The organism is Paenibacillus sp. 102, from assembly GCF_039549175.1.
Lineage (GTDB): Bacteria > Bacillota > Bacilli > Bacillales > Bacillaceae_G > Bacillus_A.
Map to the genome: position 1 here is coordinate 99,084 of NZ_JBCGHT010000012.1, position 25,444 is coordinate 124,527.

Annotated in this window: 27 protein-coding genes, 1 pseudogene and 1 riboswitch; of the genes and pseudogenes, 17 read left to right on the plus strand and 11 right to left on the minus strand. The window is 36.7% G+C overall.

Annotated features, from left to right (window positions below; all coding sequences use genetic code 11):
* The first annotated feature begins 128 nt into the window (after positions 1–128).
* Positions 129–755, plus strand: a complete 627-nt coding sequence (locus AAIE21_RS21260) for an FMN-dependent NADH-azoreductase (RefSeq protein ID WP_343268610.1) — start codon at positions 129–131, stop codon at positions 753–755.
* A 120-nt stretch (positions 756–875) separates the two neighbouring features.
* Here AAIE21_RS21260 and yeiL read toward each other — a convergent pair whose 3' ends face one another.
* Positions 876–1,550: a transcriptional regulator YeiL gene (yeiL, locus tag AAIE21_RS21265; RefSeq protein WP_343268611.1), complete on the minus strand. Its 675-nt coding sequence runs from the start codon at positions 1,548–1,550 to the stop codon at positions 876–878.
* 119 nt (positions 1,551–1,669) lie between these two features.
* Here yeiL and AAIE21_RS21270 point away from each other — a divergent pair, with 119 nt between their 5' ends.
* The 6 genes from AAIE21_RS21270 to thrC all read left to right on the plus strand — a co-directional run bounded on the left by AAIE21_RS21270 (position 1,670) and on the right by thrC (position 8,229).
* Positions 1,670–2,356: a YjjG family noncanonical pyrimidine nucleotidase gene (locus AAIE21_RS21270; RefSeq protein ID WP_343268612.1), complete on the plus strand. Its 687-nt coding sequence runs from the start codon at positions 1,670–1,672 to the stop codon at positions 2,354–2,356.
* 234 nt (positions 2,357–2,590) lie between these two features.
* Positions 2,591–3,214, plus strand: a complete 624-nt coding sequence (locus tag AAIE21_RS21275; protein WP_343268613.1) for a hypothetical protein — start codon at positions 2,591–2,593, stop codon at positions 3,212–3,214.
* 132 nt (positions 3,215–3,346) lie between these two features.
* Positions 3,347–3,452: riboswitch (SAM riboswitch) on the plus strand.
* A 91-nt stretch (positions 3,453–3,543) separates the two neighbouring features.
* On the plus strand, positions 3,544–4,842 hold the full coding sequence (locus AAIE21_RS21280) for a bifunctional O-acetylhomoserine aminocarboxypropyltransferase/cysteine synthase (protein ID WP_343268614.1): 1,299 nt from the start codon (positions 3,544–3,546) through the stop codon (positions 4,840–4,842).
* A complete protein-coding gene (metA, locus tag AAIE21_RS21285) occupies positions 4,826–5,731 on the plus strand; it encodes a homoserine O-acetyltransferase MetA (RefSeq protein WP_343268615.1) in 906 nt (301 codons plus the stop codon). The genes AAIE21_RS21280 and metA overlap by 17 nt, the downstream gene beginning before the upstream one ends.
* A gap of 144 nt (positions 5,732–5,875) precedes the next feature.
* Positions 5,876–7,171, plus strand: coding sequence for a homoserine dehydrogenase (locus AAIE21_RS21290; protein WP_343268616.1), 1,296 nt, complete (start codon positions 5,876–5,878; stop codon positions 7,169–7,171).
* Positions 7,171–8,229: a threonine synthase gene (gene thrC, locus AAIE21_RS21295; RefSeq protein ID WP_343268617.1), complete on the plus strand. Its 1,059-nt coding sequence runs from the start codon at positions 7,171–7,173 to the stop codon at positions 8,227–8,229. Before AAIE21_RS21290 ends, thrC begins: the two co-directional genes overlap by 1 nt.
* Before the next feature lie 15 nt (positions 8,230–8,244).
* On the opposite strand, the gene AAIE21_RS21300 is transcribed toward thrC, so the two are convergent.
* Positions 8,245–8,871 (minus strand): YczE/YyaS/YitT family protein, encoded by a 627-nt coding sequence (locus AAIE21_RS21300; protein WP_343268618.1) that lies wholly within the window; start codon positions 8,869–8,871, stop codon positions 8,245–8,247.
* A gap of 98 nt (positions 8,872–8,969) precedes the next feature.
* Here AAIE21_RS21300 and AAIE21_RS21305 point away from each other — a divergent pair, with 98 nt between their 5' ends.
* From AAIE21_RS21305 to AAIE21_RS21325, 5 genes are all read left to right on the plus strand, one after another.
* Positions 8,970–9,947, plus strand: coding sequence for a LacI family DNA-binding transcriptional regulator (locus tag AAIE21_RS21305; protein WP_343268619.1), 978 nt, complete (start codon positions 8,970–8,972; stop codon positions 9,945–9,947).
* 80 nt (positions 9,948–10,027) lie between these two features.
* Complete coding sequence (locus tag AAIE21_RS21310; protein ID WP_343268620.1) at positions 10,028–10,840, plus strand: SGNH/GDSL hydrolase family protein; 813 nt, start codon at positions 10,028–10,030, stop codon at positions 10,838–10,840.
* Positions 10,837–11,754, plus strand: a complete 918-nt coding sequence (locus tag AAIE21_RS21315; RefSeq protein WP_343268621.1) for an ABC transporter ATP-binding protein — start codon at positions 10,837–10,839, stop codon at positions 11,752–11,754. The genes AAIE21_RS21310 and AAIE21_RS21315 overlap by 4 nt, the downstream gene beginning before the upstream one ends.
* Positions 11,747–12,739 (plus strand): ABC transporter permease, encoded by a 993-nt coding sequence (locus tag AAIE21_RS21320; RefSeq protein WP_343268622.1) that lies wholly within the window; start codon positions 11,747–11,749, stop codon positions 12,737–12,739. Before AAIE21_RS21315 ends, AAIE21_RS21320 begins: the two co-directional genes overlap by 8 nt.
* Before the next feature lie 19 nt (positions 12,740–12,758).
* The gene (locus AAIE21_RS21325; protein ID WP_343268623.1) at positions 12,759–13,436 is read left to right on the plus strand and encodes a uracil-DNA glycosylase; all 678 of its coding nucleotides are present in this window, start codon (positions 12,759–12,761) and stop codon (positions 13,434–13,436) included.
* Between the two features lie 43 nt (positions 13,437–13,479).
* On the opposite strand, the gene AAIE21_RS21330 is transcribed toward AAIE21_RS21325, so the two are convergent.
* From AAIE21_RS21330 to AAIE21_RS21340, 3 genes are all read right to left on the minus strand, one after another.
* Positions 13,480–13,770: a DUF3817 domain-containing protein gene (locus AAIE21_RS21330; protein WP_343268624.1), complete on the minus strand. Its 291-nt coding sequence runs from the start codon at positions 13,768–13,770 to the stop codon at positions 13,480–13,482.
* A gap of 382 nt (positions 13,771–14,152) precedes the next feature.
* Entirely contained in the window at positions 14,153–14,974 is an 822-nt protein-coding gene (locus tag AAIE21_RS21335; protein ID WP_343268625.1) for a Cof-type HAD-IIB family hydrolase, read from the minus strand.
* Positions 14,975–15,394: 420 nt separating this feature from the next.
* Positions 15,395–16,678 (minus strand): purine/pyrimidine permease, encoded by a 1,284-nt coding sequence (locus AAIE21_RS21340; RefSeq protein WP_343268652.1) that lies wholly within the window; start codon positions 16,676–16,678, stop codon positions 15,395–15,397.
* Between the two features lie 88 nt (positions 16,679–16,766).
* Here AAIE21_RS21340 and AAIE21_RS21345 point away from each other — a divergent pair.
* The 3 genes and pseudogenes from AAIE21_RS21345 to AAIE21_RS21355 all read left to right on the plus strand — a co-directional run.
* Positions 16,767–17,228, plus strand: a pseudogene (locus tag AAIE21_RS21345) (potassium channel family protein); the annotation flags it as partial.
* Positions 17,229–17,235: 7 nt separating this feature from the next.
* Positions 17,236–17,523 (plus strand): YwdI family protein, encoded by a 288-nt coding sequence (locus AAIE21_RS21350; protein ID WP_343268626.1) that lies wholly within the window; start codon positions 17,236–17,238, stop codon positions 17,521–17,523.
* Between the two features lie 63 nt (positions 17,524–17,586).
* Entirely contained in the window at positions 17,587–17,955 is a 369-nt protein-coding gene (locus AAIE21_RS21355) for a DUF423 domain-containing protein (protein WP_343268627.1), read from the plus strand.
* 34 nt (positions 17,956–17,989) lie between these two features.
* On the opposite strand, the gene gerQ is transcribed toward AAIE21_RS21355, so the two are convergent.
* The 4 genes from gerQ to hemQ all read right to left on the minus strand — a co-directional run bounded on the left by gerQ (position 17,990) and on the right by hemQ (position 21,450).
* Positions 17,990–18,430: a spore coat protein GerQ gene (gerQ, locus tag AAIE21_RS21360; RefSeq protein ID WP_343268628.1), complete on the minus strand. Its 441-nt coding sequence runs from the start codon at positions 18,428–18,430 to the stop codon at positions 17,990–17,992.
* 27 nt (positions 18,431–18,457) lie between these two features.
* Positions 18,458–18,880: a cell wall hydrolase gene (locus AAIE21_RS21365; RefSeq protein WP_343268629.1), complete on the minus strand. Its 423-nt coding sequence runs from the start codon at positions 18,878–18,880 to the stop codon at positions 18,458–18,460.
* Between the two features lie 352 nt (positions 18,881–19,232).
* Complete coding sequence (locus AAIE21_RS21370) at positions 19,233–20,513, minus strand: serine hydrolase (protein WP_343268653.1); 1,281 nt, start codon at positions 20,511–20,513, stop codon at positions 19,233–19,235.
* A 193-nt stretch (positions 20,514–20,706) separates the two neighbouring features.
* Positions 20,707–21,450, minus strand: a complete 744-nt coding sequence (gene hemQ, locus AAIE21_RS21375; protein ID WP_343268630.1) for a hydrogen peroxide-dependent heme synthase — start codon at positions 21,448–21,450, stop codon at positions 20,707–20,709.
* A gap of 647 nt (positions 21,451–22,097) precedes the next feature.
* On the opposite strand from hemQ, the gene pta reads away from it, so the two are divergent.
* Positions 22,098–23,069, plus strand: a complete 972-nt coding sequence (pta, locus tag AAIE21_RS21380) for a phosphate acetyltransferase (protein ID WP_343268631.1) — start codon at positions 22,098–22,100, stop codon at positions 23,067–23,069.
* Between the two features lie 34 nt (positions 23,070–23,103).
* Here pta and lipL read toward each other — a convergent pair whose 3' ends face one another.
* On the minus strand, positions 23,104–23,949 hold the full coding sequence (gene lipL, locus AAIE21_RS21385; RefSeq protein WP_343268632.1) for an octanoyl-[GcvH]:protein N-octanoyltransferase: 846 nt from the start codon (positions 23,947–23,949) through the stop codon (positions 23,104–23,106).
* Positions 23,950–24,133: 184 nt separating this feature from the next.
* On the opposite strand from lipL, the gene AAIE21_RS21390 reads away from it, so the two are divergent.
* Positions 24,134–24,724, plus strand: coding sequence for a lipoprotein BA_5634 family protein (locus tag AAIE21_RS21390; protein ID WP_343268633.1), 591 nt, complete (start codon positions 24,134–24,136; stop codon positions 24,722–24,724).
* 24 nt (positions 24,725–24,748) lie between these two features.
* On the opposite strand, the gene AAIE21_RS21395 is transcribed toward AAIE21_RS21390, so the two are convergent.
* Entirely contained in the window at positions 24,749–25,414 is a 666-nt protein-coding gene (locus AAIE21_RS21395) for an RsfA family transcriptional regulator (protein WP_343268634.1), read from the minus strand.
* Positions 25,415–25,444 lie beyond the last annotated feature (30 nt).

Here is a 25,444-nt window from a genome sequence, read left to right on the forward strand (position 1 = left end):
GAGGAAGAAATGAAAGGAGAGAGAGGATAAAATGGTATTTGTAAGCAACAACAATTACAAGGGATTGTCCCTTTTTAGCGAGTAAATAATAAACAACGTAAGAGTGAGTATTAGGAGGAAAATAAAACATGACAACAGTTTTATTCGTAAAGGCTAACAACCGCCCAGCGGACCAAGCAGTTAGCGTGAAATTATATGAAACATTTTTAGCAAGCTACAAAGAATCACATCCCAATGATACAGTGGTAGAACTTGATTTATATAATGAAGAGTTGCCATATGTAGGCGTAGATATGATTAATGGTACATTTAAAGCTGGTAAAGGGTTTGATTTAACAGCAGAAGAAGCAAAAGCAGTAGCTGTTGCGGATAAATATTTAGATCAATTCCTTGCTGCTGATAAAGTGGTATTTGGTTTCCCGTTATGGAACTTAACAATTCCAGCTGTACTGCACACATATATCGATTACTTAAACCGTGCTGGAAAAACATTCAAATATACACCAGAAGGTCCAGTAGGTCTTATCGGTGATAAGAAAATTGCACTATTAAATGCACGCGGTGGTGTATATTCTGAAGGACCAGCAGCTGGCGTAGAAATGGCTGTTAAATATGTAGCAAGCATGATGGGCTTCTTCGGTGCAACAAATATGGAACAAGTGATCATTGAAGGCCATAATCAATTCCCAGATAAAGCAGAAGCAATTATTGCAGAAGGCCTTGAAAAAGCTGCTAAAGTAGCAAGCGCATTCTAATTAACAAAATAATCGTCACTCAATATGCAGTATCAACGTCTTTATGGTGTTGGTGCTGCTTTTTTGTTGTTTGTGAATAAAGAAGTAGCCTAGCAGACGAGCTTGCGGGATTTCGTTATTTTATTGCCGCTCGAGCTCATCAGCTAACTTTTGTAATTGCTTTTTGTCCTGTATTAGGTATATTCTTCCGTCTTTTTTTAACCAATTTTGCTGACAAAACTGCTTTAATACATATAAGAGATGACGATAACTAACGTTTAAGTATTCAGAAGCCTCTGTATGCTTTTCGAGATAACAATTGTTTTGCTCAGTTAACAGAATAAAAGCTGCTAAGCGATTTTCTAAAGGATAGTTATAGCTTTTCGCATATTGTTCAGTCCGAGAGATTGTTTTTTCTCCAATAAATTTGCATAGCTGTTGTAAGAAGTGTGCGTCCTGCAACAAGAGATGACGACAATCTTTCAAGGGAAGAGCTAAACAGATACATGGTTCTATAGCTTCAATCCCTTTTGTTACAGACTCGACTCCAATTAATCCTAATTCTCCAATAAGCGATGGGGATTTTACAAAGTTAATTAAGGAAGTTTTTCCATTTTGATGACTCATATATATTTTTGCTTTTCCGGAAATTAAGTAATAAAGATAGGGAAGTTCTTCTCCTTCGTTGCAAATCATTTCTTTCTTTTGAAAAGAATGAACTTCTATATATGGAAAAATATCAAATGAAAAGAACGTTTGAAAGTTGAAGTGCTGTACATAGTTGTAAATCTCATCTCGTTTTTTTTCGATTTTCATTTTTTCACCTCTTATTTAGTATGAGATATCTCCTATTCTTTTTACAAGTGGAAGTGATACGATTTATTTGAGAACAAAAGCAAAAGTGTATTTTTATAGGGGAAAGGAAGAGAAGCAACATGAGGAAATATCAAACATTACTATTTGATGTAGACGATACATTACTAGATTTTAAAGCGGCTGAGAGAACAGCGTTACATTTACTTTTTGAGGAACAAAAAATCCCTTTAACTGATGAAATTACAGCACATTATAAAAAAATAAACCAAGGTCTGTGGAAATCCTTTGAGGAAGGAAAAATAGACCGAGATGGGGTAGTAAATACTCGGTTTTCAATTTTATTTAAGAAGTACGGTCAGGAAGTTGATGGACCTTTGTTTGAACAAAATTATCGAAGGTATTTAGAAGAAGGGGATCAGCTTATTCAAGGAGCCTTTGAACTAATACAAGATTTCCAAAATGAATATGATTTATATATTGTTACAAACGGTGTTTCCAAAACGCAAGATAAACGTCTGCGTAATTCGGGATTACATTCATTCTTTAAGGATATTTTTGTTTCAGAAGACACTGGTCATCAAAAGCCAATGAAGGAATACTTCGATTATGTTTTTGCACGAATTTCTAATTTTTCTGTGGAGAAAGGATTAATTATCGGTGATTCATTAAGTGCAGATATTAAAGGTGGGCAACTAGCAGGATTAGACACATGTTGGTTTAATCCTGCAAAGAAGCCGAATCCTACTGGAATTGTTCCGACTTATGAAATACAAAGTCTTAATGAGCTGTATCAAGTTTTACGATAATTACTATCTTCTTAGATTAAAACATGACGTTATCCCTTTAAAGATTCTAAGGATATTGGGAGAGCACCTTGTGCAACAAGCCAAAGAAATAGAGGGAAAATGAATTGGTTAAGGTATAGATGTTATTGTAAAATAGTGAAAACTCGCGTTATGTACGTGAGTTTTTTTTCATATGAATGAATATAGGACTTATTGTGATTTTATGGTGAAATTTACCATAATGGAGGGAGAGGTTTGGGTGTTTTTATTTATACTGCTTTAGCAGCATGTACCTGTATATTAATTAGTTCGTTAATTTTGCAAAGGCAATTTCCTTATAAAAAATATGATGTTGTTTTGTCTACTATAATGATTGGAACGGGTATGGTCCTTATGCTTTATGCTGCTTATGGCGTTAAGATTTCGATTGGTAAAAATTTATGGTATATAGGGGTGTTCACAGTAATCGGGATTGTAATGGGTACCTTTATAAATTTAGCTATAAAAATTGGAAGGAAAAAAGATAGGTATAAATTCCATGTTGTTGGTCACATGATAGGCTTTTTAGCATGTGCCATACAAGTCATAACCTATTTTTATCGAGAATATCAGTGGACTTTCTTTCATGTAGACCAGTTTTCTATTTTTATTATGGTTATGGTATCTATACTATTTGTTTGTATTGCAGTGTTTCTTCATCGAATTTTTTTCATGTGCGCTGCGATTTTTCCAAGTTTATATGCAATGATATACTTATCTATTCCTTTGATGATTGTTAGTAATAGCTTGCTTATAATAGCCGCTTTACTCATGACGATAGAGTATGAAAAGAAAAAACGTGTAAGTAAACGTGTAGAATATTTTAGGGGTAAAGGTTAATTATAATAATATTTTAATATAATTTTAATTTTCGGAATAAATAATTAAACATTTAATAAAATCTTTTATAAACATTCAGAAAAATAATTGACATTAGGAAATTATTGCTATAAAATCAACGGTAATTGCATAGTCTTATCAAGAAAAGGTGGAGGGACAGGCCCTATGAAACCTTGGCAACAGCCGTATAGCGGAATTGTGCCAAATCCTGCAGGTAATAAACCCTGAGAGATAAGAAAGAGACTTTAGAGCGTGTTTTCAAACTGCTTCTTTCTTGTTAGGGAAAGAAGCAGTTTTTTTATTTTCTATAAAAGAAAGGAGAATAAGAAATGGGAGAATCATGGGGGAAAGGAACGATTTGTGTGCAAGGTGGTTATACACCGAAGAATGGTGAACCACGTGTTTTACCACTCTATCAAAGCACGACGTACAAATACGATACGTCTGATGATTTGGCAGCGCTCTTTAATTTAGAGGCAGAAGGTTATATTTATACACGTATTGGGAATCCGACACTGGCAGCATTTGAACAAAAGTTATCCGATCTAGAAGGCGGAGTTGGAGCTGTTGCAACAGCCTCTGGTCAAGCGGCTATTATGCTTGCTGTTTTAAATATTTGTAGTAGTGGTGATCATTTGCTTTGTTCTTCAACCGTTTATGGGGGGACATTTAACTTATTTGGGATGAGTCTACGTAAATTAGGGATTGATGTTACATTCTTTAATCCAAACTTATCTGCTGATGAAATTGTGGCACTTGCAAATAACAAGACAAAGCTGATTTATGCAGAATCACTTGGTAATCCAGCGATGAATGTCTTGAACTTCAAAGAATTTTCAGCTGTTGCTAAAGAGTTAGAAGTACCTTTTGTTGTTGATAACACGTTAGCGACACCATATTTATGCCAAGCGTTTGAACACGGAGCAAATATCATTGTTCATTCCACAACAAAATACATTGATGGCCATGCAAGTTCATTAGGCGGTATTGTTATTGATGGAGGAAATTTTGATTGGACAAATGGGAAATATCCCGAGCTTGTCGAACCAGATCCAAGTTATCATGGCGTAAGTTATGTGCAGAACTTTGGGCAGGCAGCATATATTGTGAAAGCTCGTGTTCAACTATTAAGAGACTATGGAAACTGTATGAGCCCATTCAATGCGTATATTAGCAACATCGGTTTAGAAACATTGCATTTACGAATGGAGCGTCATAGTGAAAATGCTCTTGCAGTTGCGAAGTGGCTTGCTAACCATGATCGTGTTGAATGGGTGAATTATCCGGGATTAGAAAGTAATGAAAATTATCCGCTAGCGCAAAAGTACTTAGCAAAAGGTGCAAGTGGTGTTTTAACATTCGGTATTAAAGGAGGGCTAGAATCTGCGAAGGAGTTTATTGCAAATGTGGAGCTGGCAACTCTTGTGACACACGTAGCAGATGCGAGAACATGTGTGATTCATCCTGCTAGTACAACGCATAGACAGTTAAATGAAGAAGAGCAGCGTTTAGCAGGCGTTACATCTGATTTAATTCGCTTATCCGTCGGTATAGAAGATGTTTCTGATATTATTGCGGACCTAGAGGAAGCATTAGTTGGAGGCAAAGCACATGCCGATCATTGTTGATAAGGATTTACCAGCCCGTAAAGTATTGCAAAAAGAGAATATTTTTGTGATGACAAAAGAGCGAGCTGAAACGCAAGATATACGTGCTTTAAAAATTGCGATTTTGAACTTAATGCCAACAAAACAAGAAACTGAAGCGCAATTGCTCAGGTTACTCGGTAATACACCACTTCAATTAGATGTGCATTTGCTTCATATGGAGTCTCATATATCTCGTAATGTAGCGCAAGACCATTTAACAAGTTTTTATAAAACATGTCGTGATATTGAGGGAGAAAAATTTGATGGTCTCATTATTACAGGGGCGCCGATTGAAACACTTCCTTTTGAAGATGTAGATTATTGGGAAGAACTCAGGCGTATAATGGAATATTCAAAAACGAATGTAACATCTACATTGCATATTTGTTGGGGAGCACAGGCTGGTTTGTATTATCACTATGGAATTCCGAAATACCCGCTTGAAGAAAAAATGTTTGGTGTATTCGAACATGAAGTGCAGGAACAGCATGTGAAATTGTTACAAGGGTTTGATGAACTCTTTTTTGCACCTCATTCTCGCCATACAGAAGTGCGTAGAGCTGACATTGAAAAGGTGTCAGAACTGACGTTACTAGCAACATCAGAAGAAGCGGGTGTCCACCTTGTTATGGGGCAAGAGGGGAAGCATGTTTTTGTGCTTGGTCATAGCGAATATAGCTGCGATACGTTAAAAGAGGAATATGAACGTGATAAACAAAGAGGGCTAGATATTAAGGTTCCCAAAAACTATTTTAAACATAATAATCCAGCTGAAAAACCACTTATAAGATGGCGGAGTCATGGAAACTTATTATTTTCAAATTGGTTAAATTATTATGTATATCAAGAAACCCCTTATATTTTGTAAGGTGATCATTATATAACACGTGGCAACGTTTTCTTTGTAAGGATTATCTTATATTTTTCTAAATGTTCAAAATACATTGTTTTTCAGAATTTTACCTTATATAATGGCATCTAAATACAATTCTTTAGAGGGGTGGACAGTATCATGAATGAAATTCAAGTGGGCTTATTAGGCCTTGGAACAGTTGGCAGCGGTGTGGTTCGTATTATTACGGATCATCAAGATCGTCTTATGCACCAAGTCGGTTGCCCAGTGAAAGTAACAAAAGTATTAGTGCAAAATATTGAAAAAGAGAGAGAGGTCCAAGTACCCTCTACCTTATTAACGAAAAATGCCAATGAAATTATAGATAATCCTAATATTGATGTTGTCATTGAAGTGATGGGCGGCATAGAGGAAGCGAAAGCATATATTTTACAAGCTTTGAAAAATGGTAAACATGTTGTTACTGCTAATAAGGATTTAATGGCATTGCACGGAGCAGAACTTTTGACGGTGGCAAAAGAAAATCAGGCTGATTTATTTTACGAGGCAAGCGTAGCTGGAGGGATTCCAATTCTTCGCAGCATCGTAGAAGGGCTTTCTTCAGATCTGATTACGAAAGTGATGGGAATCGTGAACGGAACAACAAACTTTATTCTGACAAAAATGTCTGACGAAGGGAGAGCATACGACGACGTGTTAAAAGAAGCGCAGCAGCTTGGATTTGCGGAAGCAGATCCAACATCAGATGTTGAAGGTTTAGATGCAGCAAGAAAAATGACGATTTTAGCTACTCTAGGTTTTTCTACAAATGTAGAGCTTGGAGATGTGAAGGTGAAAGGGATTACTTCCATTACCGAGGAAGATATTGCATATAGTAAAAGCTTAGGATACACAATTAAATTAATTGGGCTTGCAAAGCGCGATGGTGAAAAGTTAGAGGTAACAGTTGAGCCAACATTACTTCCGAATACACACCCTCTTGCAGCTGTTCAAAATGAATATAACGCCGTATATGTATATGGTGAAGCGGTAGGAGAAACGATGTTTTATGGGCCTGGTGCAGGAAGTTTGCCAACAGCAACAGCGGTTGTTTCTGATTTAGTTGCCGTGATGCAAAACGTGCGCCTTGGCGTAACTGGGAATAGCGCAGTCTCTCCGCAGTATGAAAAAGTATTAAAAGAGCCAAAAGAAATTTTTGTGAAAAAGTTTTTACGTTTGCATGTAAAAGATGAAATTGGTGTGTTTGCAAAAATTACATCTTTATTCTCTGAACGTGGTGTTAGCTTTGAGAAGATTATCCAAATGCCGCTACAGGAGAAAGGAAAGGCTGAGATTGTTATCGTAACCCATCGTGCATCACTTGCAGACTATGAATATATTTTACATACACTTAGGGAATACGAGGAAGTAGATTGTGTGAAAGCAAACTATCGAATCGAGGGAGATGCTAAGTAATGTGGAAAGGTTTGCTTGCTGAGTATAAGGAGTTTTTACCTATTACGGAAAGGACACCTTCCTTAACATTGCATGAAGGCAATACACCACTTGTTTTATTAGAAAACCTTTCAAAACGGTGGGGCGTAACCATTTACGGGAAAATAGAAGGAGCAAATCCAAGCGGATCTTTTAAAGATCGCGGTATGGTAATGGCGGTAGCAAAAGCAAAAGAGGCAGGAAGTGGAGCGATTATCTGCGCATCTACAGGTAATACGTCTGCATCTGCAGCGGCTTATGCGGCTAGGGCAGGATTGTCATGTATTGTTATCATTCCAAATGGAAAGATTGCATATGGTAAATTAGCGCAAGCTGTCATGTATGGTGCTGAGATTATAAGTATTGATGGGAATTTTGATCACGCTTTGCAAATTGTACGTAGCCTCAGCGAGTCATCGCCAATTACACTTGTGAATTCTGTTAATCCATACCGTATTGAAGGGCAAAAGACAGCTGCATTTGAGATTTGTGATGCGCTTGGAAAAGCACCGGATATTCTAGCAATTCCAGTCGGTAATGCGGGCAATATTACAGCGTATTGGAAAGGTTTCAAAGAATATCATGAAAGGCTTGGTACGGGTTTGCCAGAGATGCACGGTTTTGAAGCGGAAGGAGCCGCGGCGATTGTACGTGGACATAAGATTGAAGAGCCAGAAACAATTGCAACAGCGATTCGAATTGGGAATCCAGCAAGTTGGAAGCAAGCCTCCCTAGCTGCAGAACACTCTCAAGGTAAAATTGACGAAGTAACAGATCGTGAAATTCTTGAGGCATATGAATGGCTAGCCAAGTACGAAGGAATCTTTGCAGAACCTGCTTCATGCGCTTCTCTTGCAGGTGTTTATAAACAGTTGCAAAGCGGTGAAATTGCAAAAGGGAGCCGAATTGTAGCGGTATTAACAGGTAACGGTTTGAAGGATCCCAATATCGCTATTGATACGAAGAAAATTCAGCCAGTTGTGTTACCAAATGATGAGAAGGCTGTCTTTGATTATATTCAGGGAGCTGTTTTTCAGTAAAATAGATGAAGCCTATTAAGCGTGATGCTCAATAGGCTTTTTTATGTTAAGAACCTTTGTGCCAATCTGAATAAATGCTTGAATAATCCATCCTGTTGTAAATGAAAGGATAATTGTACCAAAATAAATAGGGCCGTCTAATAAAAAACTACACGCTAAAAATAAAAAAGCTAATGAAATTTCTGTCTTGCGAAATGTCCACTTTTTCTTTTCGGCCATGGTTAAGACGAATGCTTCTTGCGGTGCAGCACAAAGCTGTGTCGATACATAAATTCCAATTCCAGCGCCTACAAATAGATTTCCACATATAAGTGTTATATATTTTGGAAGAGAGCGAATTGAATCCATAATGAAAGTAATAGAACCAATCCAATCAACAAAAACAGAAATAAGAACCATAGTAACAATTGTTCCTATTGTAATGTGCTTTTTATTTAAAAATAGCACAATAAGTGTAAAAACAAAGTTAATCATAAAAATCCAAAAGCCAATGCTTATTCCAAAGTTTTGATATAGTGCAATAAAAAATGAATCATAAGGACTAAGACCGAATGAAGTAATAGTTGTCATCATGTTAATTCCAAGAGATAGAATGAGTAGTCCGCTAATAAAAAATATATAGTCTAGTTTTAGACGTATCATATGTTTCAAATCCTTTCTGAATGTATGTGCTAGGAAAGGATATATTGTGGAAAGCTTACCAGGTCAAGGGAGAAATTTTGTAAAAAGGGGAGAACGAAATGACTAATATAAGAAAGATTGCTGAATTGGCTGGAGTATCTGTATCAACTGTCTCACGTGTACTTAATAATCATCCGTATGTGAATGAACAGAAACGAAAAGAGATTTTAGCCATTATAGAAGAGTTAAATTATACGCAAAATGTGAATGCGATTCATTTAGTGAAAGGAAAAACGAATGTAATTGGTGTTTTATTGCCGCATGTGAATGATCAGTATTATAGCGCTATTATTGAGGGGATATCGAAAGAAACTGCAAAGAATAACTATCATATGATGCTTTGTCAGACAAATTATAGTGAAGAACGGGAACTTGAAATTTTGCAGATGTTAAAAATGAAAAAGCTTGATGGAGTCATTATATGCTCACGGATAAATGATAAGGAAAAGCTCGAGGAGTATACGAAATTCGGGCCAATTGTGGTGTGTGAAGAAATAGATTCGAATTTCATCTCAAGCGTGCATATTGATTATTATAAAGTGTTTTCACAAGGAATGAAAAGCTTGATAGATGCTGGTCATACTTGTATTGGATATTGTATTGGAAGAGACAATAGCATTAATAGTCAAAGAAGAAAACAAGCGTATGAGGATGCAATGCAACATATTTCTATTATACCTGCAGATAACTGGAAATTTAAAGGGTGTTTTAAGGTGGATGATGGGCGTAATGTAATAAGGGAATGGATACAAATGTCTGTAAAGCCGACAGCATTTCTTGTTTCTTGTAACCATATTGCAGCAGGTATGGTAACGGAGGGGAAAAAACATGGAGTACGTATTCCAGAAGAGCTCACAATTATTGGGTGTGATGATCAAGAAGTAGCGGATATATTAGGGATTACAACGATTTCACATTCTAGTAAAAATGTTGGTGTAAAGGCGTTTGATTTATTATATGAAAAAATTCATGATACAAAGATAGGTGTGAAACATGTGGAGTTAGTGCCACAATTAATTGAGAGGGAAACGACATAATAGAGAAGGTGTGAAAATCGCTTTTCAAAAGAGCGTTTGGTATAATATGGGCAATCTACCAGGCTAAAAGGGGTTTTGATATGAGATCAAAATTAGTAAAAGGAATTTTACTCATTACAATTGCATCTTTTTGTTTATTTGCATATGGCTTTATTTCGGGTATTAATGATGTATTAAATCCGAAGGCTTCAAAGTTAACTACGAAAACAGAACAAAAACAAGTACATGGGAAACAAAACCCGGGAACATTACAAGTTGTCAGCTTAGGTGATTCTTTAACACGCGGAGTTGGCGATAAAGAAGGAATTGGCTATGTGGGAAGAGTGAAGGACGGTTTACAAAAGGATTATAAACAAAAGGTTGCGTTAACGAATTTAGCTGTTAGTGGCGCGAAGATGCCGGATTTGTTGAATCAAATAGAGAGCAGTGGTGCTCAGTATTCAATTAAGCAAGCAGAGCTCATTGTTTTAACAATTGGAGGAAACGACTTATTTCCGGGCTGGGAATCACTTGAAAAGATAGATTTAGAAGCATACCGTCCTGATGTAGAAACATTTCAAAATCAGGCGAAGCAAATTTTAGCGGAAATTCGAAAGTTAAACCCAGATAGTCCGATTTTTTGGCTCGGTTTGTATAATCCATTTGAGGACGTAGAAGATTTAAAAGGTTCTTCATCGATTGTTGTAGATTGGAACGCATCTTTAGAGAAATTAGCAATAGATAATAAAAATGTATACATCACGCCAACGTTCGATCTGTTTCAAAATCGCGGGAAAGAATTGTTATACTCCGATCATTTTCACCCCAATGAAACAGGCTACTCATATATGGCGGATCGCTTATTACGAAACGTTGTAAGTAAGCTAAAGCTAGATGGAGGAGAGGCGAAATGACGACGATACTTTCAGTACGAAATGTGAAAAAGATAATTGGGAAAAAGACGCTTGTAGAAAACATTTCATTTGATGTGAAACAAGGAGAAGTGTTTGGATTTTTAGGTCCAAATGGAGCTGGGAAAACGACGACAATTCGGATGCTAGTAGGACTTATTAAAGCAACTGAAGGCGAGATTACTATTGGTGGGTATAATATTAAAGAGAACTTTCGAGAAGCGATGCGGCAAATTGGTAGTATCGTTGAAAATCCAGAGCTCTATACATATTTAACAGGATGGGAAAATTTAAAGCAATTTGCACGTATGCTAGGTGGTATATCAGATGAACGTATTTTAGAAATTGCGAAAATGGTTCATTTAGACGAACGTATTCACGATAAAGTGAAAACGTATTCTCTTGGTATGAAGCAACGCCTTGGAATCGCACAGGCCCTTCTTGGAAACCCAAAGCTCCTTATATTAGATGAACCGACAAATGGCCTAGATCCAGCTGGTATAAGAGAGATGAGGAAGTTTATACATACGCTTGTGAAAGAAGAAAATATGAGTGTCTTTATTTCGAGTCATTTACTAAGTGAAGTGCAAATGATATGTGACCGCGTTGCTATTATTCATAAAGGAAAAATGATTACAGTTGCGCCTATTGAAGAGTTAATTAAAACTGCGAGCGATCGTGTTGAATGGATTGTTACACCGATTGCAAAGGCGAAGGATATGTTAGAAGCGGCAGAAGAAGTAAGAGAAATTAGTGTAGACAATGAGCGTTTACTGTGCCGAATGGACATTTCATCAATTAGTACTTGGAATAAGCGTTTTGTAGAAAGTGAGATAGCGGTACATAGCGTGAAGGAATTTGTGTTTACGCTAGAAGATTTATTCATTGAACTCACAAGGAGTGAGCAGCATGCGTGAATTTGCGAATCTTGTTTTAAATGAATCCGAAAAAATCTATCGAAAGAAACGTATTTTGGTCGTTATGCTCATATTGGCAATTTTAATTCCTTTGTTTGTGTATGCACAGTACCGTGAAGTGCAAACAACGCAAAAGCGCCTTGGAACAAGTGATTGGAAAGTAGCACTTCAGCAACAAATTGTTGATTCGCAAAATCGTTTAAATAACTCTAGGTTGCCAGAAGAATGGCGGGATTGGCTGAAAGTACGAGTAGAGCAACAACAATATTATTTAGATCATGATATTAATCCAACAGCACCGGGGGCACCGACATTTGTACGAGCATTCATTGAACAGGGGATTACGTTGTTTATTCCGCTCCTTGTCATGATTGTTGCAATTGATATTGTATCGGGAGAACGAAGTGATGGAACGATGAAAATGCTTCTAACGCGGCCAATTCGGCGCTGGAAAATCCTTCTCAGTAAATATGTGACGATGTTGTTATTTATCTCACTTATATTACTCCTGGTTGGAATTTTTTCCTATGCATTATCAGGTGTTGTTTTCGGATATGCCGGGTGGAATTTACCGGTATTGACAGGGTTTGGAATTAATAAAGAAACATTAAATACAAATTTTGTCCACCTTATTCCGCAGTGGCAATACATTTTAATGGCTTATGGACTGGCGTGGTTTGTGGCAATTGTTGTGGGAACTATATCCTTTATGGTTTCTGTGTTAATTCGCAATACACCAGCTGGTATGGGAGTCATGCTGGCAGCACTAATTGCAGGTGGTATCTTAAGTTCCTTCGCAACGTCTTGGGAAGGGGCAAAATATATTTTTAGTGTGAATTTATCACTAACAGATTATTTGTCAGGAAAGTTACCAGCATTGCAAGGTCTATCGATGAGCTTTTCGTTAATGAATTTAACAGTTTGGGCCGTAGCTTCCCTTATCGTTTCGTTTGTAGTCTTTACAAAGCAAGACATGGTCAATTAAATGAATAGGAAGTGAAGAGATGGAACATATTTTAAAGAATGATTGGGAGCCGTTACTTGCACCAGAATTCGAGAAACCATACTATCAGAAACTAAGGCAGTTTTTAAAAGAAGAATATAGTACCCATGTAGTATATCCAAATGCCAATGATATTTTTAATGCATTGCATTATACAAGTTATGAGAATACAAAGGTTGTCATTTTAGGACAAGATCCATATCATGGACCAGACCAAGCACATGGGCTAAGTTTTTCTGTACAACCTGGTGTGAAAACACCACCATCACTGCAAAATATGTACAAAGAACTGCATGCAGACCTTGGTTGTGAAATTCCGAATAACGGTTATTTAGTGAAATGGGCAGAGCAAGGTGTGTTATTACTTAATGCGGTGTTAACTGTCAGACAAGGTGAAGCAAATTCTCATAAAGGAAAAGGGTGGGAGTATTTCACTGATCGCGTAATTGAACTTTTAAATGAACGAGATAAACCAGTGATTTTTATACTGTGGGGGCGTCATGCACAGGCGAAAAAAAAGCTGATTACAAATGCAAATCATCACATTATTGAATCTGTACATCCAAGTCCATTATCAGCAAGACGTGGTTTCTTTGGAAGCAAACCATTTTCAAAAGTGAATGATATCTTATCTAGCATGAATGAGAAAGAAATTGATTGGCAAATTCCAAATCTGTAAAAAGAAAAGTAGCTAACAGAATAATTGTTAGCTACTTTTTTTATTATTGTTCATTTTTTAATTTTGCATCTAGTACAAACGTACCAAATGGGATAACTGATGCAATAAATGCACCAAGAGCCCATAAAATAGACTTACGATGTACAATTGTTACTTGAATTACTGCAAAGATGAATAGTACGAATAGTACGCCGTGAGCCATACCTGTAATTTTAACGGCTGTTGGAAAACCCGCGAAGTATTTTAACGGCATTGCTACGAATAATAATAGTAGAAAGGAAATCCCTTCGACTAATCCAATTGCTCTTAATCTTCCGATTGGTGTAGATAACATGAAACAGCCTCCTTATAATATGAGCTTGTATATAGTAAATTTGTATTCTAATTCAAAATAAAATAGTCTATTTTGTTTCATTATATACAAAAACAAAGTTTACACTACGAGAATGTTGTAAAGTTCGAAATATCTTCACAAAGCTAGTTACATTTAAATAAAAACCCATTTGAAGTGTTTGACTTCAAATGGGTTTTGTGAATGTATCTATTAAGATAAGTACAAAAACCTTTTTCTTTTAGATGGGAGAGAGGATCCGCCCATGCATAGAAGCGGACAGAGCCTTTTTTCGCCCCATGCCAAGTGAAAACAAAGGGAGAAAATGAGTGTAGGTCACCTTTGGTTTTCATAGCAGTAATTTATGTGTTTAAAAATTTATATATTAAACAAGAACTTCGGTTTTCAGTACAAATTTTTCTACAACTTTGGCAACGCCGTCATTCATATTTGTGTCTGTTACATAGTTTGCAATTTCTTTAATGTCATCTGGAGCATTACCCATGGCAACGCCAAGTCCAGCGAACTCAATCATTGCTTGATCGTTGTAGCTATCACCCATCGCGATAACTTCTTCGCGCTTAATACCAAGCCTTTGAATCAATTGGTTTAAGCTTGTTCCTTTTGTAACACCAGCTTCTGTGAACTCTAAGAAAAATGGCTTAGAACGCATAACACTTAGTTTGCCTTCTAATTGTTTTTGTAGCTTCTTTTCTACTTCAATAAGGCGTTCAGCTTCTTTATTCATTAATACTTTTACAACAGGCCCTTGCACGGCAGCAGTAAAGCTATCTACTTTGATAATTGACATGCCTGTTAGTTGACCTTCGATGTCTGTATATGGATTATTCTCTTCTGTTACGATATCATCTCCGATATACGTATGAATCCAAACGTCTTCATTTTTACTGATTTCATATAGGCTGTGAACGATTTCAGGAGATAGTGTACTACTGAATAGTTCTTCATCTGTTTTACAGTTAATAATTTTAGCACCATTAAATGATAGGATAAAACTGCCGTATTCTTCTAAGCGAAGCTCCTTTGCAATATGGCGCATACCAAATGTCGGACGGCCGGAAGCAAGTACAACCTTTACACCTTGCTCTTGGGCTGTCATTAAAGCTTGTTTTGTACGCTCTGAAATTGTATGGTCATCGCGTAATAAAGTATCATCTAAATCTAAAACAATCATTTTATAAGACATATAGAAAGTTCCTTTCTTTGTTGGGGTAATGGTTGATTTTGCTAGAAATTCATTCTAGTAAAATGATAGGGAATAAATAGTAAGACATCAAGCCTCTTTGAAGATATATAAATGCAAATTGAAAAATATAGAAACTCACTTTTTTTAGGTGGAAGAGAGAATCCGCTCATGGATAGAAGCGGACAGAGCCCTTTTAGCCCCCATGCCATGTGAAAACACAAGGAGAAAATGAGAGCAGGGCTTTTTTTGATTTCCGAGCCGTAATTTCTATGTTGAAAAATCAAAATCGATTTATATGGTGAAGTGAATTACTGTATTGTTAGTATATATTATCATGGGCGTATTGCCCATGATAATTCTATCATATCTTTCGAGAGAACTCCCACCTCTAAACATATGTGAAGATGGAAGTTTTCCAATTTATGATGGCTGTTTTTCCTTTGAACGGGAAAATAAAACTTCAAGTACAATAGCCATGACGGAACCGAGCACAAGGCCATTACTTAAAAATGATGCTAAAAATGGTGGCAGGGTCGAAAATGCCTGCGGTGGGACAAACATAACACCGATTCCTGTGAAGAGAGACAGGCCAGCAACGCGGAATAAGCGCTCTTTATTTTCTACAGTGTCATATTCGCGGAAGGCAAGACCAATCATACTTGCAAATACAGGATAAATGGCTGCATATCCAACAGCGACAGGAATAGCTGCAAAGAATGATGTGATCTTTGGAAATATACTAATAACAATAATAAAACTTGACCCTAATATAAAAGGAAGTCGTTTATAAATATTTGTTGTTGCAATAAATCCAGCTGAACCTGAAATAGCTACTGGTCCAATTGCTGAGAAAAGCCCACCTAATAGCTGATTTATTCCCGTTATAATTCCAGCGTGTTTAAAGCGATTTTGAACTGCATCTTCTTCATATTTAGAAACAACCTTTTGTACAACACGAATACTTGCTAACATGTTCGTTAAAAGTAACAGTGTGACAAAGACAACGGTAATTGCCATATTCCATTCAATTCGAGGTGTCCCAAAGACAAATAGGGATGGAAGTCGAATAGTATCTGTTACCGGTGTAATTGGATTGGACAATCCGAAACATGCAAATAAAATCCATCCAAAGACAATGCTGAAAAGAACAGAGTATTGTCCAATAATAGGTAGCTTCATAATGAAAAATGATAGTAAAATAACAATAAGTGAAAGAATAAATACGTTTGCTTGTACTTCAGTATGTTGTCCATCAAGGCCGAACATTCCTTTTAGAAAAGAACCGCTGAGCTGGGCAACGAGAAGAAATAAATATGTTCCAATTACTGTTGGTGTAAAGTATCGAACAAGCTTATCGATAAGCCCAAAAACACTAAGAATAATACAAATAATACCACTTAATAAGAAGGCGTATTGCAAGACCCGAAGTGTTTCATTATTAGATCCAAATAATACTACACCTAAACTTGCATATAGTGAGAAAATTCCCCACCAAAGACCAGCAGGACCTTCTTGGATAGGCAGTCTATGACCAAATATAGCTTGCAGAAGACCGGCAAAACCAAGAACAAATAACGTTCGTTGTACAAATGCAATGGCTTCAGCACCTTCAAGCCCATAACTGGCCGCAACGCTAATTGGTACAATGAGGCTTCCAGCCAAAATAAACAATGCCCATTGCAGGGCGGAAAGAAATGTTTTCATCATATCGACCTCTTTCGTAGATTCCGTTTCTAGTATATACGTATTTTATTTCCTCTGGCAAAGATTGTAGTAGAGAAAAGAGTTGAAGAATGATGCTGAAAATGTATTTATTACATTAACAGCACGAGGGCTAAATAGTACGATCAAAATTGTGGCTAGAGAGCTAAAAAACCAGAAACGGAAGAGAAGTTACGCGGTACTGGTGCGAATAAGGTTATTAATCCATCTAGTATGGCTGGAATTCATATTGCAAAAGGAATCGCAAATCCATTAACGGTTCATTCTATTGCTACAGTTCTCTATGGAACAGAGCGCTGTAGCAATAGAAGAAGTTCAAATGGGTGAAAGGTCTCTTCTAATTGGAAAAACATTAATAGAAAGCAACGTAAGAAATCAATTTGATGTTACAATTTTAGCGATTTTACGAGATGGAAATAGTATTCATAATCCAACAGGGCAGGAAAAATTACAAGAACATGATATGATAATGGTATTTGGCCCAGTAGAGAAGCTGGGGCAATTTGAGAAAGAACTACAAAGTATGAGGTGAAAAAGGAATGCAAGTATCTAGCGATAAGATTTTAAATAAAATGGCAAATGAAATTGCAAAAGCAAAAAGTAGTGAAGGACAGAAGGCGAAAGAACATTTATTAGTTGTCCGTGCCTTATGTGATTTACTTTTAGACGAACAGGGTGAATCTCATACGTATGTAGAGCCAAAATTACACTCACAAGTAATAACATCACATCAGGTGACAGCAACTCAACAAGTAGTACCAGCTTCAGGGGAACCTGTATATATGAAAGAAGATGATGCAAATGGGGGCTCTTTATTTGATTTTTAAAGATTAAATTATTTGGCTTATGTGTGAAAATTTCTTATCATAAAGATAAAAAGGGGAATTCTAATGAAAATTTTCTTCTTATTAGGTTGTATTGCAGCAGGGTTATCAGTTGTATTAGGGGCTTTTGGTGCACACGGTTTAGAAAATAAAATTTCTACAAAAATGCTAGAAGTTTGGAAAACAGGTGTTACATACCAAATGTTTCATGCCGGAGGACTATTTATTGTAGCCTTATTAATGGATAAAATTCAATCTTCCTTACTAAGTACAGCAGGTTGGTTTATGGTAGCAGGAATTATTATGTTCTCTGGAAGCCTCTATGCGTTAAGTACAACAGGCATTAAATTCTTCGGACCAATTACACCACTTGGTGGAGTAGCATTTATTATAGGTTGGATTTTAGTAGGAACTGCAGTTGTAAAAGGATTATAAAGACAAAACAAAAGCTGGCATTTGCCAGCTTTTTTTATAATCTTGGGGCATAAGTTGCTTGTTGACTAGGTAAATACGTAATTTCTTCTGGGAATTCAACATAATCTAAGTAAATCATAAGTAGCAAGAAACGTTTTCCGGATTGTGGTTCACTGATGACGATATGATCGCGTCCAGCTGCTTCAATAATGCCGGTATAGGATTGTGTGCCAAGTGAACTGCCGCGCTCGTATGTCATCACAACTGTTGCCTGTTTACCTTTGTTTAAGCGAAGGATGTTTTCGATATAAGATTGTTCTAGTGGTAGCATACCTTGAGAGGCTGCATATTGTGCTTGAGCTTGTTGTTGCATTGCTTGTTGTTGCATTGCTTGTTGTTGCTGAGGTGTCATTTGTTGCTGTTGTTGTCCTGGTGGTAGTTGAGTTCCAGAAGGTTGAAAAAAAGTTCCATAGAATGGGTTTTGTTGCTGTGCCATTCAAAAATCCCTCCTCGTTTTCATTCCTTAATATACTGCTGGGCAGTCTCCGGCAGATGGTTGGAAAAAGCAGTGTTTTTTAAATCGACCAGAATTTTGCTGATTATACCAAGTTGGTGGACAAGGACCTTCTGGCCTGAAAAACCATAAAGCAAAATTAGCAGGCCAAAATCGTTGTCCTTGAATAACACGTCTTGCAAGGGCGATATCTTGTTCGCGTGCACGCTGATAAAAGTATCCTTTTTGTGTTGCTTCAAAACCACCAGGCCTTTGAAATACCATTTGTTGTAGATTACGTATCTTCTTGAAGTCTAAACAATTTCCTTTAACGCGATTTACACCGACATTCCCAACCATTAGCATGCCTTGTTGTCCTTCTCCTTCAGCTTCAGCTCGCATAAGTCGCGCTAATAATTTTACATGTTCTTCATTATAAGAAATTACACCCATTTGTTTCACCTCTCTTTCACCATTTTTACAGAAAGAGGAGTTGGTAAAAACAGTGTAGAACAATTACTAGTTCATACGTATGAGAAAAAGAAGCCAGATATGACAACCAAACAAAGTTTTAAGAAGAGGGATTTTGGCGTTATATAAATCCATTTTGATTTTTCGACATATAGGTTACTGTTACGAAGGGGGAAGAGTAATTTGCACTTGTTTTCTCCCTGTTTTAACATTTTTTATGCATGGCGGGAGGCTCTCTCTGTTAAAAAGAAGGGAGTTATATCGATTTTTAAATTTGGATTCATACAGAGGGAGAGACATAATAAAAAAGCTAGCAAAATTGCTAGCTTTCTATTTATCCAAATACCTTTGACCACATATTTGAGAAGAAATCACCAATGGATCGCATCGTTAATACGAACCAGTTTGCTTTTTCTACTTCTTCCGTTGTTTTTGCAGTGACTTTCATTTTTTTACTTCCATCTAAGAATCCGTACTGATCAGTTGATTCTAAAACGAGTGAGCCAACTTTCGTATCTTTTTTTATAGGTGCCACTAATTTTCCATCTTCAGCAATTGATTTATCTGCTTCAGTGGAAATTTTGTAAGGTGGTTTGTTCCCTTTTTTCGTGATTACCGTTATCTCTTTTTCAGGTGTCACAGTTATAGTATCTTCTTTTCCTTTTACAACAGAAATTGTATTATTTTTATCTACTTTTAATTTCTGTTTTTCAAAGTTATTAAAACCGTAATCAATTAATTCGCGGGATTCTGTGAAGCGCTCATCCATTGATTTTGTCTTAATAATAACGGAGATAAGACGTAAATCACCGCGTTTTGCTGTAATTGTAAATCCATATCCAGCTGTATCTGAACTTCCCGTTTTCAAACCATCTGTTCCCTCGTAAGCGAAAGCGGCATCTGGTAGCATCCAGTTCCAGTTTTCCATACGGATTGGTTTTGGATGGTTATCTGGGAAGTTTCTAAATCTTTGTTTTGTATCCTCTAGCATTTCTGGATACTTTGTAATAGTTGTTTTTGATAGGATACCCATGTCGCGAGCTGATAAGGAGTTTTCTCCGTTCGGATCAGTTCCTTCAGGATGTTTTCCTTTTAAATCAGCATTATTTAATCCAGTAGCATTTACAAATTTATATTTTTTTAATCCTAGTTTTTTCGCATGTTCATTTGCAAGATTTAAGAAGTTCTTTTCACTTCCTGCAAGAAGTTCAGCCAGCGCGATGCTAGATCCGTTTGCAGAGAAGATAACAATAGAATGATATAATTCTTTAACTGTATATTGTCGCCCTTTTTCGAAAGGAACATTAGAAAATTCGTTATTACGAGAAACTTCATAAGCATAATCAGAGATGTTTACCTTAGTATCCCATGTGATTTTTCCCTCTTTAATAGCTTCTAAAACGGAGTAAATAACAATAAGTTTTGACATACTAGCAATGGCTAGCAATTCATCTGGATTTTGCTCATGTAGTATTTTTCCTGTATCTGCATCAAAAAGAATGGCAGCGGCAGCTTCTATGTGTATTTTTTCTTCTGCATGGGAGTTTGTTACTCCTAAGGAATAAAATGACAATAGAAACGCTAATAAAATAGATAAAATTTTCCTCATATAAATTATCACCTTCGCATCGTTATTAGCATATAGCTCGTACCATTTTAGCATAATTTTGAATATAAGAAGATTATAATTTAACAGGAAATTTGACAAGTTTTTGTCTAATATTGTTTGGATTTGACGAAAATGTAGGGTTTTTAGAAGGATTTGTAGGAGAATAAGAAAAAGGAACGAAATTCGCTCCTTTTCTTACTTATACATATAAAAATTTAGCTACTTTTTCGCTTGGTAAAATGTTACCAACGAAGAAAGTACCAAATTCACCATAGCGAGCACTTACTTCATCAAAGCGCATTTCATATACAAGTTTTTTAAATTGAAGGATGTCGTCAGCGAATAGTGTTACACCCCACTCGTAATCATCAAAACCAACAGAACCGGTAATGACTTGACGAACCTTACCTGCGTATTGACGACCGATTTTTCCGTGGCTATACATAAGTTTTTTGCGTTCTTCCATCGGAAGCATGTACCAGTTGTCATCTCCTTGACGACGCTTGTCCATTGGATAGAAACAAATGTGTTTTGCTTCTGGTAATTCTGGGTATAAGCGTGCAAGGATTTGTGGGTTTTTGTATGGATCTTCTTCAGCTGGAAGGTAGTTACTTAGCTCAACAACAGATACGTAAGAGTATGCAGGAACCATATATTCAGCTAATGTTGTTTTATTTAATTCTGTTTCGATTTCATTTAATTCTTCCATTGTTGGACGTAAAATCATAAACATAATATCAGCTTTTTGACCAACAACTGTATACATTGCATGGCTACCTTGCTTTGCAGCTGCTACTTTATTCCACTTCTCAATGACGTTTAAAAATTCAAACATTGCTTGTCCGCGTTCGTCACTAGATAATGTTTTCCATGCTGCCCAGTCGATAGAACGTAAATCATGTAAACAATACCAACCATCTAACGTTTTTGCTGCTTCACTCATTTCTTTCACCTCAGTTAATGATATTTATAAGTTAACTATAGCATATATAGTTTTAAATTCATGTATGTAAAACTCGGGTGCATAAAATTGTCACATTTTAAAAATGCTAGACAAAGGAGTATGTATAAATTCATTTTGATTTGCAGGCATATAAGTCACTGCTGCGAAGTGCAAAAGGTGACTTTTCCTCTTGTTTTCATTTGGTATGGGGGAAGGAGAGGTTTTGATGTTTCTATGCATGGTCGGATGCTCTTTCCTATCTAAAAAGAAAGGTTTGGTGTCGTTTTTTCAAATTGTGCTTACATAATAAAATCAAACTTCCATCATCAAACATGTTTTTTATTTTCGCATACAAATTCCGGCTATGAAAACAAAAAGAGCCTTGCACTTATTCCCTCCCTTTGTTTTCACTTGGCATGGGGCAGAAAAAGGCCCTGACCGCATCTATGCATGGCCAGACGCTCTCTTTCATCTGAAAAAGAAAGGTTTTTCAGGTTTTTCCATAATAGATTAACCATGCTGAATTTTATGAAAATATAATTATTTTCATTTTACCTATTTTTTAGGAGCTATAAGTTTAAAATATAGATGAAAAGAAGTATTCTTAAAGGTAGAGTTTTTTAACATTTGTAGGAGGGGTTTTATTCGTGAGCGATTTATTTACAGCGGTAAAAGAAAAAGTTCAAGGAAAAGGCATTTCTATCGTACTTCCTGAGGGAACTGATGAAAGAATTTTAGGCGCTGCAGAGCGTTTAGCAAAAGAAGAGATTGTAAAACCAATTTTAGTTGGTAATAAAGAAGAAATTAGCACAAAAGCTGCTAGCATGAACTTAACATTAGCAGGCGTTGATATTTATGATCCAGCTACATATGAAGAAATGGATGCAATGGTAGCATCTTTCGTTGAGCGCCGTAAAGGTAAAGCAACAGAAGAAGCAGCTCGTGAAATCTTAAAAGACGAAAACTACTTCGGTACAATGCTTGTATACATGGGCAAAGCACATGGTTTAGTAAGCGGTGCAGCTCACTCTACAGCTGACACAGTTCGTCCAGCACTTCAAATCATTAAAACAAAACCAGGCGTTACAAAAACTTCAGGCGTATTCATCATGGTACGTGAAGATGAGAAGTATGTATTCGCTGACTGTGCAATCAATATCGCACCAAACAGCCAAGATTTAGCTGAAATTGGTATTGAAAGTGCGAAAACTGCTGAGTTATTCGGCATTGATCCACGTGTTGCAATGTTAAGCTTCTCTACAAAAGGTTCTGCGAAATCTCCAGAAACAGAAAAAGTTGTAGAAGCAACTCGCATTGCAAAAGAAATGGCTCCTGAATTAACATTAGACGGTGAGTTCCAATTTGACGCTGCATTCGTACCGTCTGTAGCTGAGAAGAAAGCACCAGGTTCTGTTATTAAAGGTGATGCGAACGTATTCGTATTCCCAAGCTTAGAAGCTGGTAATATCGGTTACAAAATTGCACAACGTCTAGGTAACTTCGAAGCAGTGGGACCAATCTTACAAGGTTTAAACATGCCAGTAAACGATTTATCTCGCGGTTGTAACGAAGAAGAAGTGTACAAGTTAGCTTTAATTACAGCAGCTCAAGCACTATAAAAACGAAAGGCCTCGCTATATAGCGGGGCCTTTGTTATTTCTCAAGACTAAGTGCTTTATTATTACGGTCAATAATACGCTGCAAGTTCATTTCATATAAAGGAACTTCATCCACCGTTAATTGTGATGGTGTTAATCGCGGCGCAAACTGCTGCAGTGTTTTTAATAAACGCATCATTAAATCTTGAACGGTCATCGTTTCACCAAGTAATTCAGATAAAGAAGCCATTGTACTCGGTACGATTTCGGGATACGTAAATCTTGTTTCTTCACCTTGAATTGCTAAGTTGTAAAAATCACGAACCAGTGCCGCGCGTTCGGAGCCGCTACCTGTAGCACATAAGTAAATTTGTACAGCAACCCCTCCGCGAATGCGGCGCTGTGAAATACCAGCGAATTTCTGATCACGAATGCTTAAATCATAGCTACCAGGACAATAAGAGCCAACGATTTCTTTTGCCTCGATATCAACATCGTAATCTTTTAACATTTCTTTAATTAAATGCCACATCGTATCGTATCCAAGGTCGATATCAATTCCTTTTTCCGTTTCTTGAAATAGAAGAGAAACATTTAAAACTCCTTCATCAAGTACGACTGCAAGACCACCTGAATTACGAACAATGACATTGAAATCCTTCTGTTTTAAAAAAGAGATTCCCTCCTGTAAATGAGGAAGACGAGAATCTTGAATACCAAGAACAATTGTATTGTGATGAACCCAAGAGCGCATTGCCGAAGTAGATGTACCATTTCCGATTGTTGTGCACAATGTATCATCCATGGCGAATGATTGAAGTGCGTGGAAGGTCTGACCTAAACTGGACTGATCCACAATACGCCACTCTGGTTGAGATAAAATTGAACGGGAATTGCTCATATAACTAACCCCTTATTTATAAAATGACAACCTTTATTATAACAAAAAAGAGAGAAGAGAAGAGAGGAGAATTGTGAAAAAGAACCTTACGAGATTGTAATGTTACTGTAAGGAAAGGAGATTGGTAAAAGCCATTTTGGTCGTTACACTAGGAACTGCAATTATAGTCTTAGGAGGAATACAAATGAAAAAAGTAAAATTAGGACTTGTAGCGATCATGTCAACTGCAGTATTTAGTGGTTGTTCGATTATGGATATGATTGCTCCGCAAGCAAATGGCGTAATTATGTACGGTGATGATGCAGTGGTACAACAAAAAATGGATCAATATAAAGATAAAATTGAATCAGGGCATAAATTTGAAGCGAAATTTGGTACATTTAATGATCAAAAAGTATTAATTATGAGTAAAACAACAGCAGACAAGATGGTAAAAGAAAAAGTACTGAGAAAAGTAGAGGGAGAAAATGTAAAACCAATTACAGTACTTCCATCTCTTTCTGAGGATACAGGAGTTGTATTTGCTAAAACTGAGCAAAATGATGTAGTGATTGATGGAAAGAAAATGAAATATGAAGGTAATGTAATTATCGGTGATGCTCGCAAATATGCAGATATGTATACAGTTGTAAGCGATGCAGCATATCAAAAAATGAGTCAACCAGTAAAAGTAATTGGATCGGTAGTATTTAAAGAAAACCCGAAAAAGGAAATTTTCCCAGATATAAAGAGAGATTCTAAAATAGAAGAAGCTCATATGGTTGAGGTGAAATAAAAAGGATGCGTTCATCGCATCCTTTTATTCTGCAATTTTTTCTAAGTTACCGTTTCGATCCATACGAAAAGAAGTTTGCGCGGGCTCTTCGTCATCCATTAATGCTAATTTACGAGCGCGGTTCATAATATTCATGAGCGTTTCGTAATCTTCTTGTACTGTATTAGATTGTTGCTCTAGTTTTTCCAGTTTCTTTTCTAATTCTTCATTATGAAGTATTTGTGCTTTTATTTCTTGTTTCAATCTCGTATTCTCGTTTTCGAGCGCTGTTACTTTTACGCTTGAAGACCCTACTGTTTGTAAAAAGTAAATCACATCTTGCATTGTTATAGAAGTGCTAGATACAACTGGTTCTGAACGATGAACAGTTGTGTTTACAACGGGTTCTTCATCGGCTGTAATTACCGCTGAAGCTGGTGGCGTATAAAGTAGACGTTTTTTTGCCTGTTCGCCATTAGCGGCACGCATTTTATCTTTCCGATGTCTTTTTGCTAGCTGCAAGGCTTGTTCGTAGCTATAACGCACAACAGCATTCCAACGAAATCCACAAGCAGCTGAGGTACGATTTAATTGATCGCCAACCTCTTCAAATGCATTTAATTGTGTACTTCCTTCTCGAACATGACGTAGTACGGTTTCCGCAAGTAATAAATCGTCCTCGTCTGTCCAAGCATCTTGTCTTACTTTCATAGATTCAACTCCCTTTCTTTTTATGAACTT

Coding starts and splice junctions, on each gene's coding strand:
- AAIE21_RS21280 (WP_343268614.1), top strand. CDS start 3,544: ATGGGAGAATCATGGGGGAAAGGAACGATTTGTGTGCAAGGTGGTTAT.
- AAIE21_RS21305 (WP_343268619.1), top strand. CDS start 8,970: ATGACTAATATAAGAAAGATTGCTGAATTGGCTGGAGTATCTGTATCA.
- AAIE21_RS21330 (WP_343268624.1), bottom strand. CDS start 13,770: ATGTTATCTACACCAATCGGAAGATTAAGAGCAATTGGATTAGTCGAA.
- AAIE21_RS21340 (WP_343268652.1), bottom strand. CDS start 16,678: ATGAAAACATTTCTTTCCGCCCTGCAATGGGCATTGTTTATTTTGGCT.
- AAIE21_RS21290 (WP_343268616.1), top strand. CDS start 5,876: ATGAATGAAATTCAAGTGGGCTTATTAGGCCTTGGAACAGTTGGCAGC.
- AAIE21_RS21270 (WP_343268612.1), top strand. CDS start 1,670: ATGAGGAAATATCAAACATTACTATTTGATGTAGACGATACATTACTA.
- AAIE21_RS21300 (WP_343268618.1), bottom strand. CDS start 8,871: ATGATACGTCTAAAACTAGACTATATATTTTTTATTAGCGGACTACTC.
- metA (WP_343268615.1), top strand. CDS start 4,826: ATGCCGATCATTGTTGATAAGGATTTACCAGCCCGTAAAGTATTGCAA.
- AAIE21_RS21325 (WP_343268623.1), top strand. CDS start 12,759: ATGGAACATATTTTAAAGAATGATTGGGAGCCGTTACTTGCACCAGAA.
- AAIE21_RS21260 (WP_343268610.1), top strand. CDS start 129: ATGACAACAGTTTTATTCGTAAAGGCTAACAACCGCCCAGCGGACCAA.
- gerQ (WP_343268628.1), bottom strand. CDS start 18,430: ATGGCACAGCAACAAAACCCATTCTATGGAACTTTTTTTCAACCTTCT.
- hemQ (WP_343268630.1), bottom strand. CDS start 21,450: ATGAGTGAAGCAGCAAAAACGTTAGATGGTTGGTATTGTTTACATGAT.
- AAIE21_RS21335 (WP_343268625.1), bottom strand. CDS start 14,974: ATGTCTTATAAAATGATTGTTTTAGATTTAGATGATACTTTATTACGC.
- AAIE21_RS21355 (WP_343268627.1), top strand. CDS start 17,587: ATGAAAATTTTCTTCTTATTAGGTTGTATTGCAGCAGGGTTATCAGTT.
- AAIE21_RS21395 (WP_343268634.1), bottom strand. CDS start 25,414: ATGAAAGTAAGACAAGATGCTTGGACAGACGAGGACGATTTATTACTT.
- yeiL (WP_343268611.1), bottom strand. CDS start 1,550: ATGAAAATCGAAAAAAAACGAGATGAGATTTACAACTATGTACAGCAC.
- AAIE21_RS21350 (WP_343268626.1), top strand. CDS start 17,236: ATGCAAGTATCTAGCGATAAGATTTTAAATAAAATGGCAAATGAAATT.
- AAIE21_RS21365 (WP_343268629.1), bottom strand. CDS start 18,880: ATGGGTGTAATTTCTTATAATGAAGAACATGTAAAATTATTAGCGCGA.
- AAIE21_RS21320 (WP_343268622.1), top strand. CDS start 11,747: ATGCGTGAATTTGCGAATCTTGTTTTAAATGAATCCGAAAAAATCTAT.
- AAIE21_RS21310 (WP_343268620.1), top strand. CDS start 10,028: ATGAGATCAAAATTAGTAAAAGGAATTTTACTCATTACAATTGCATCT.
- thrC (WP_343268617.1), top strand. CDS start 7,171: ATGTGGAAAGGTTTGCTTGCTGAGTATAAGGAGTTTTTACCTATTACG.
- AAIE21_RS21390 (WP_343268633.1), top strand. CDS start 24,134: ATGAAAAAAGTAAAATTAGGACTTGTAGCGATCATGTCAACTGCAGTA.
- lipL (WP_343268632.1), bottom strand. CDS start 23,949: ATGAGCAATTCCCGTTCAATTTTATCTCAACCAGAGTGGCGTATTGTG.
- AAIE21_RS21315 (WP_343268621.1), top strand. CDS start 10,837: ATGACGACGATACTTTCAGTACGAAATGTGAAAAAGATAATTGGGAAA.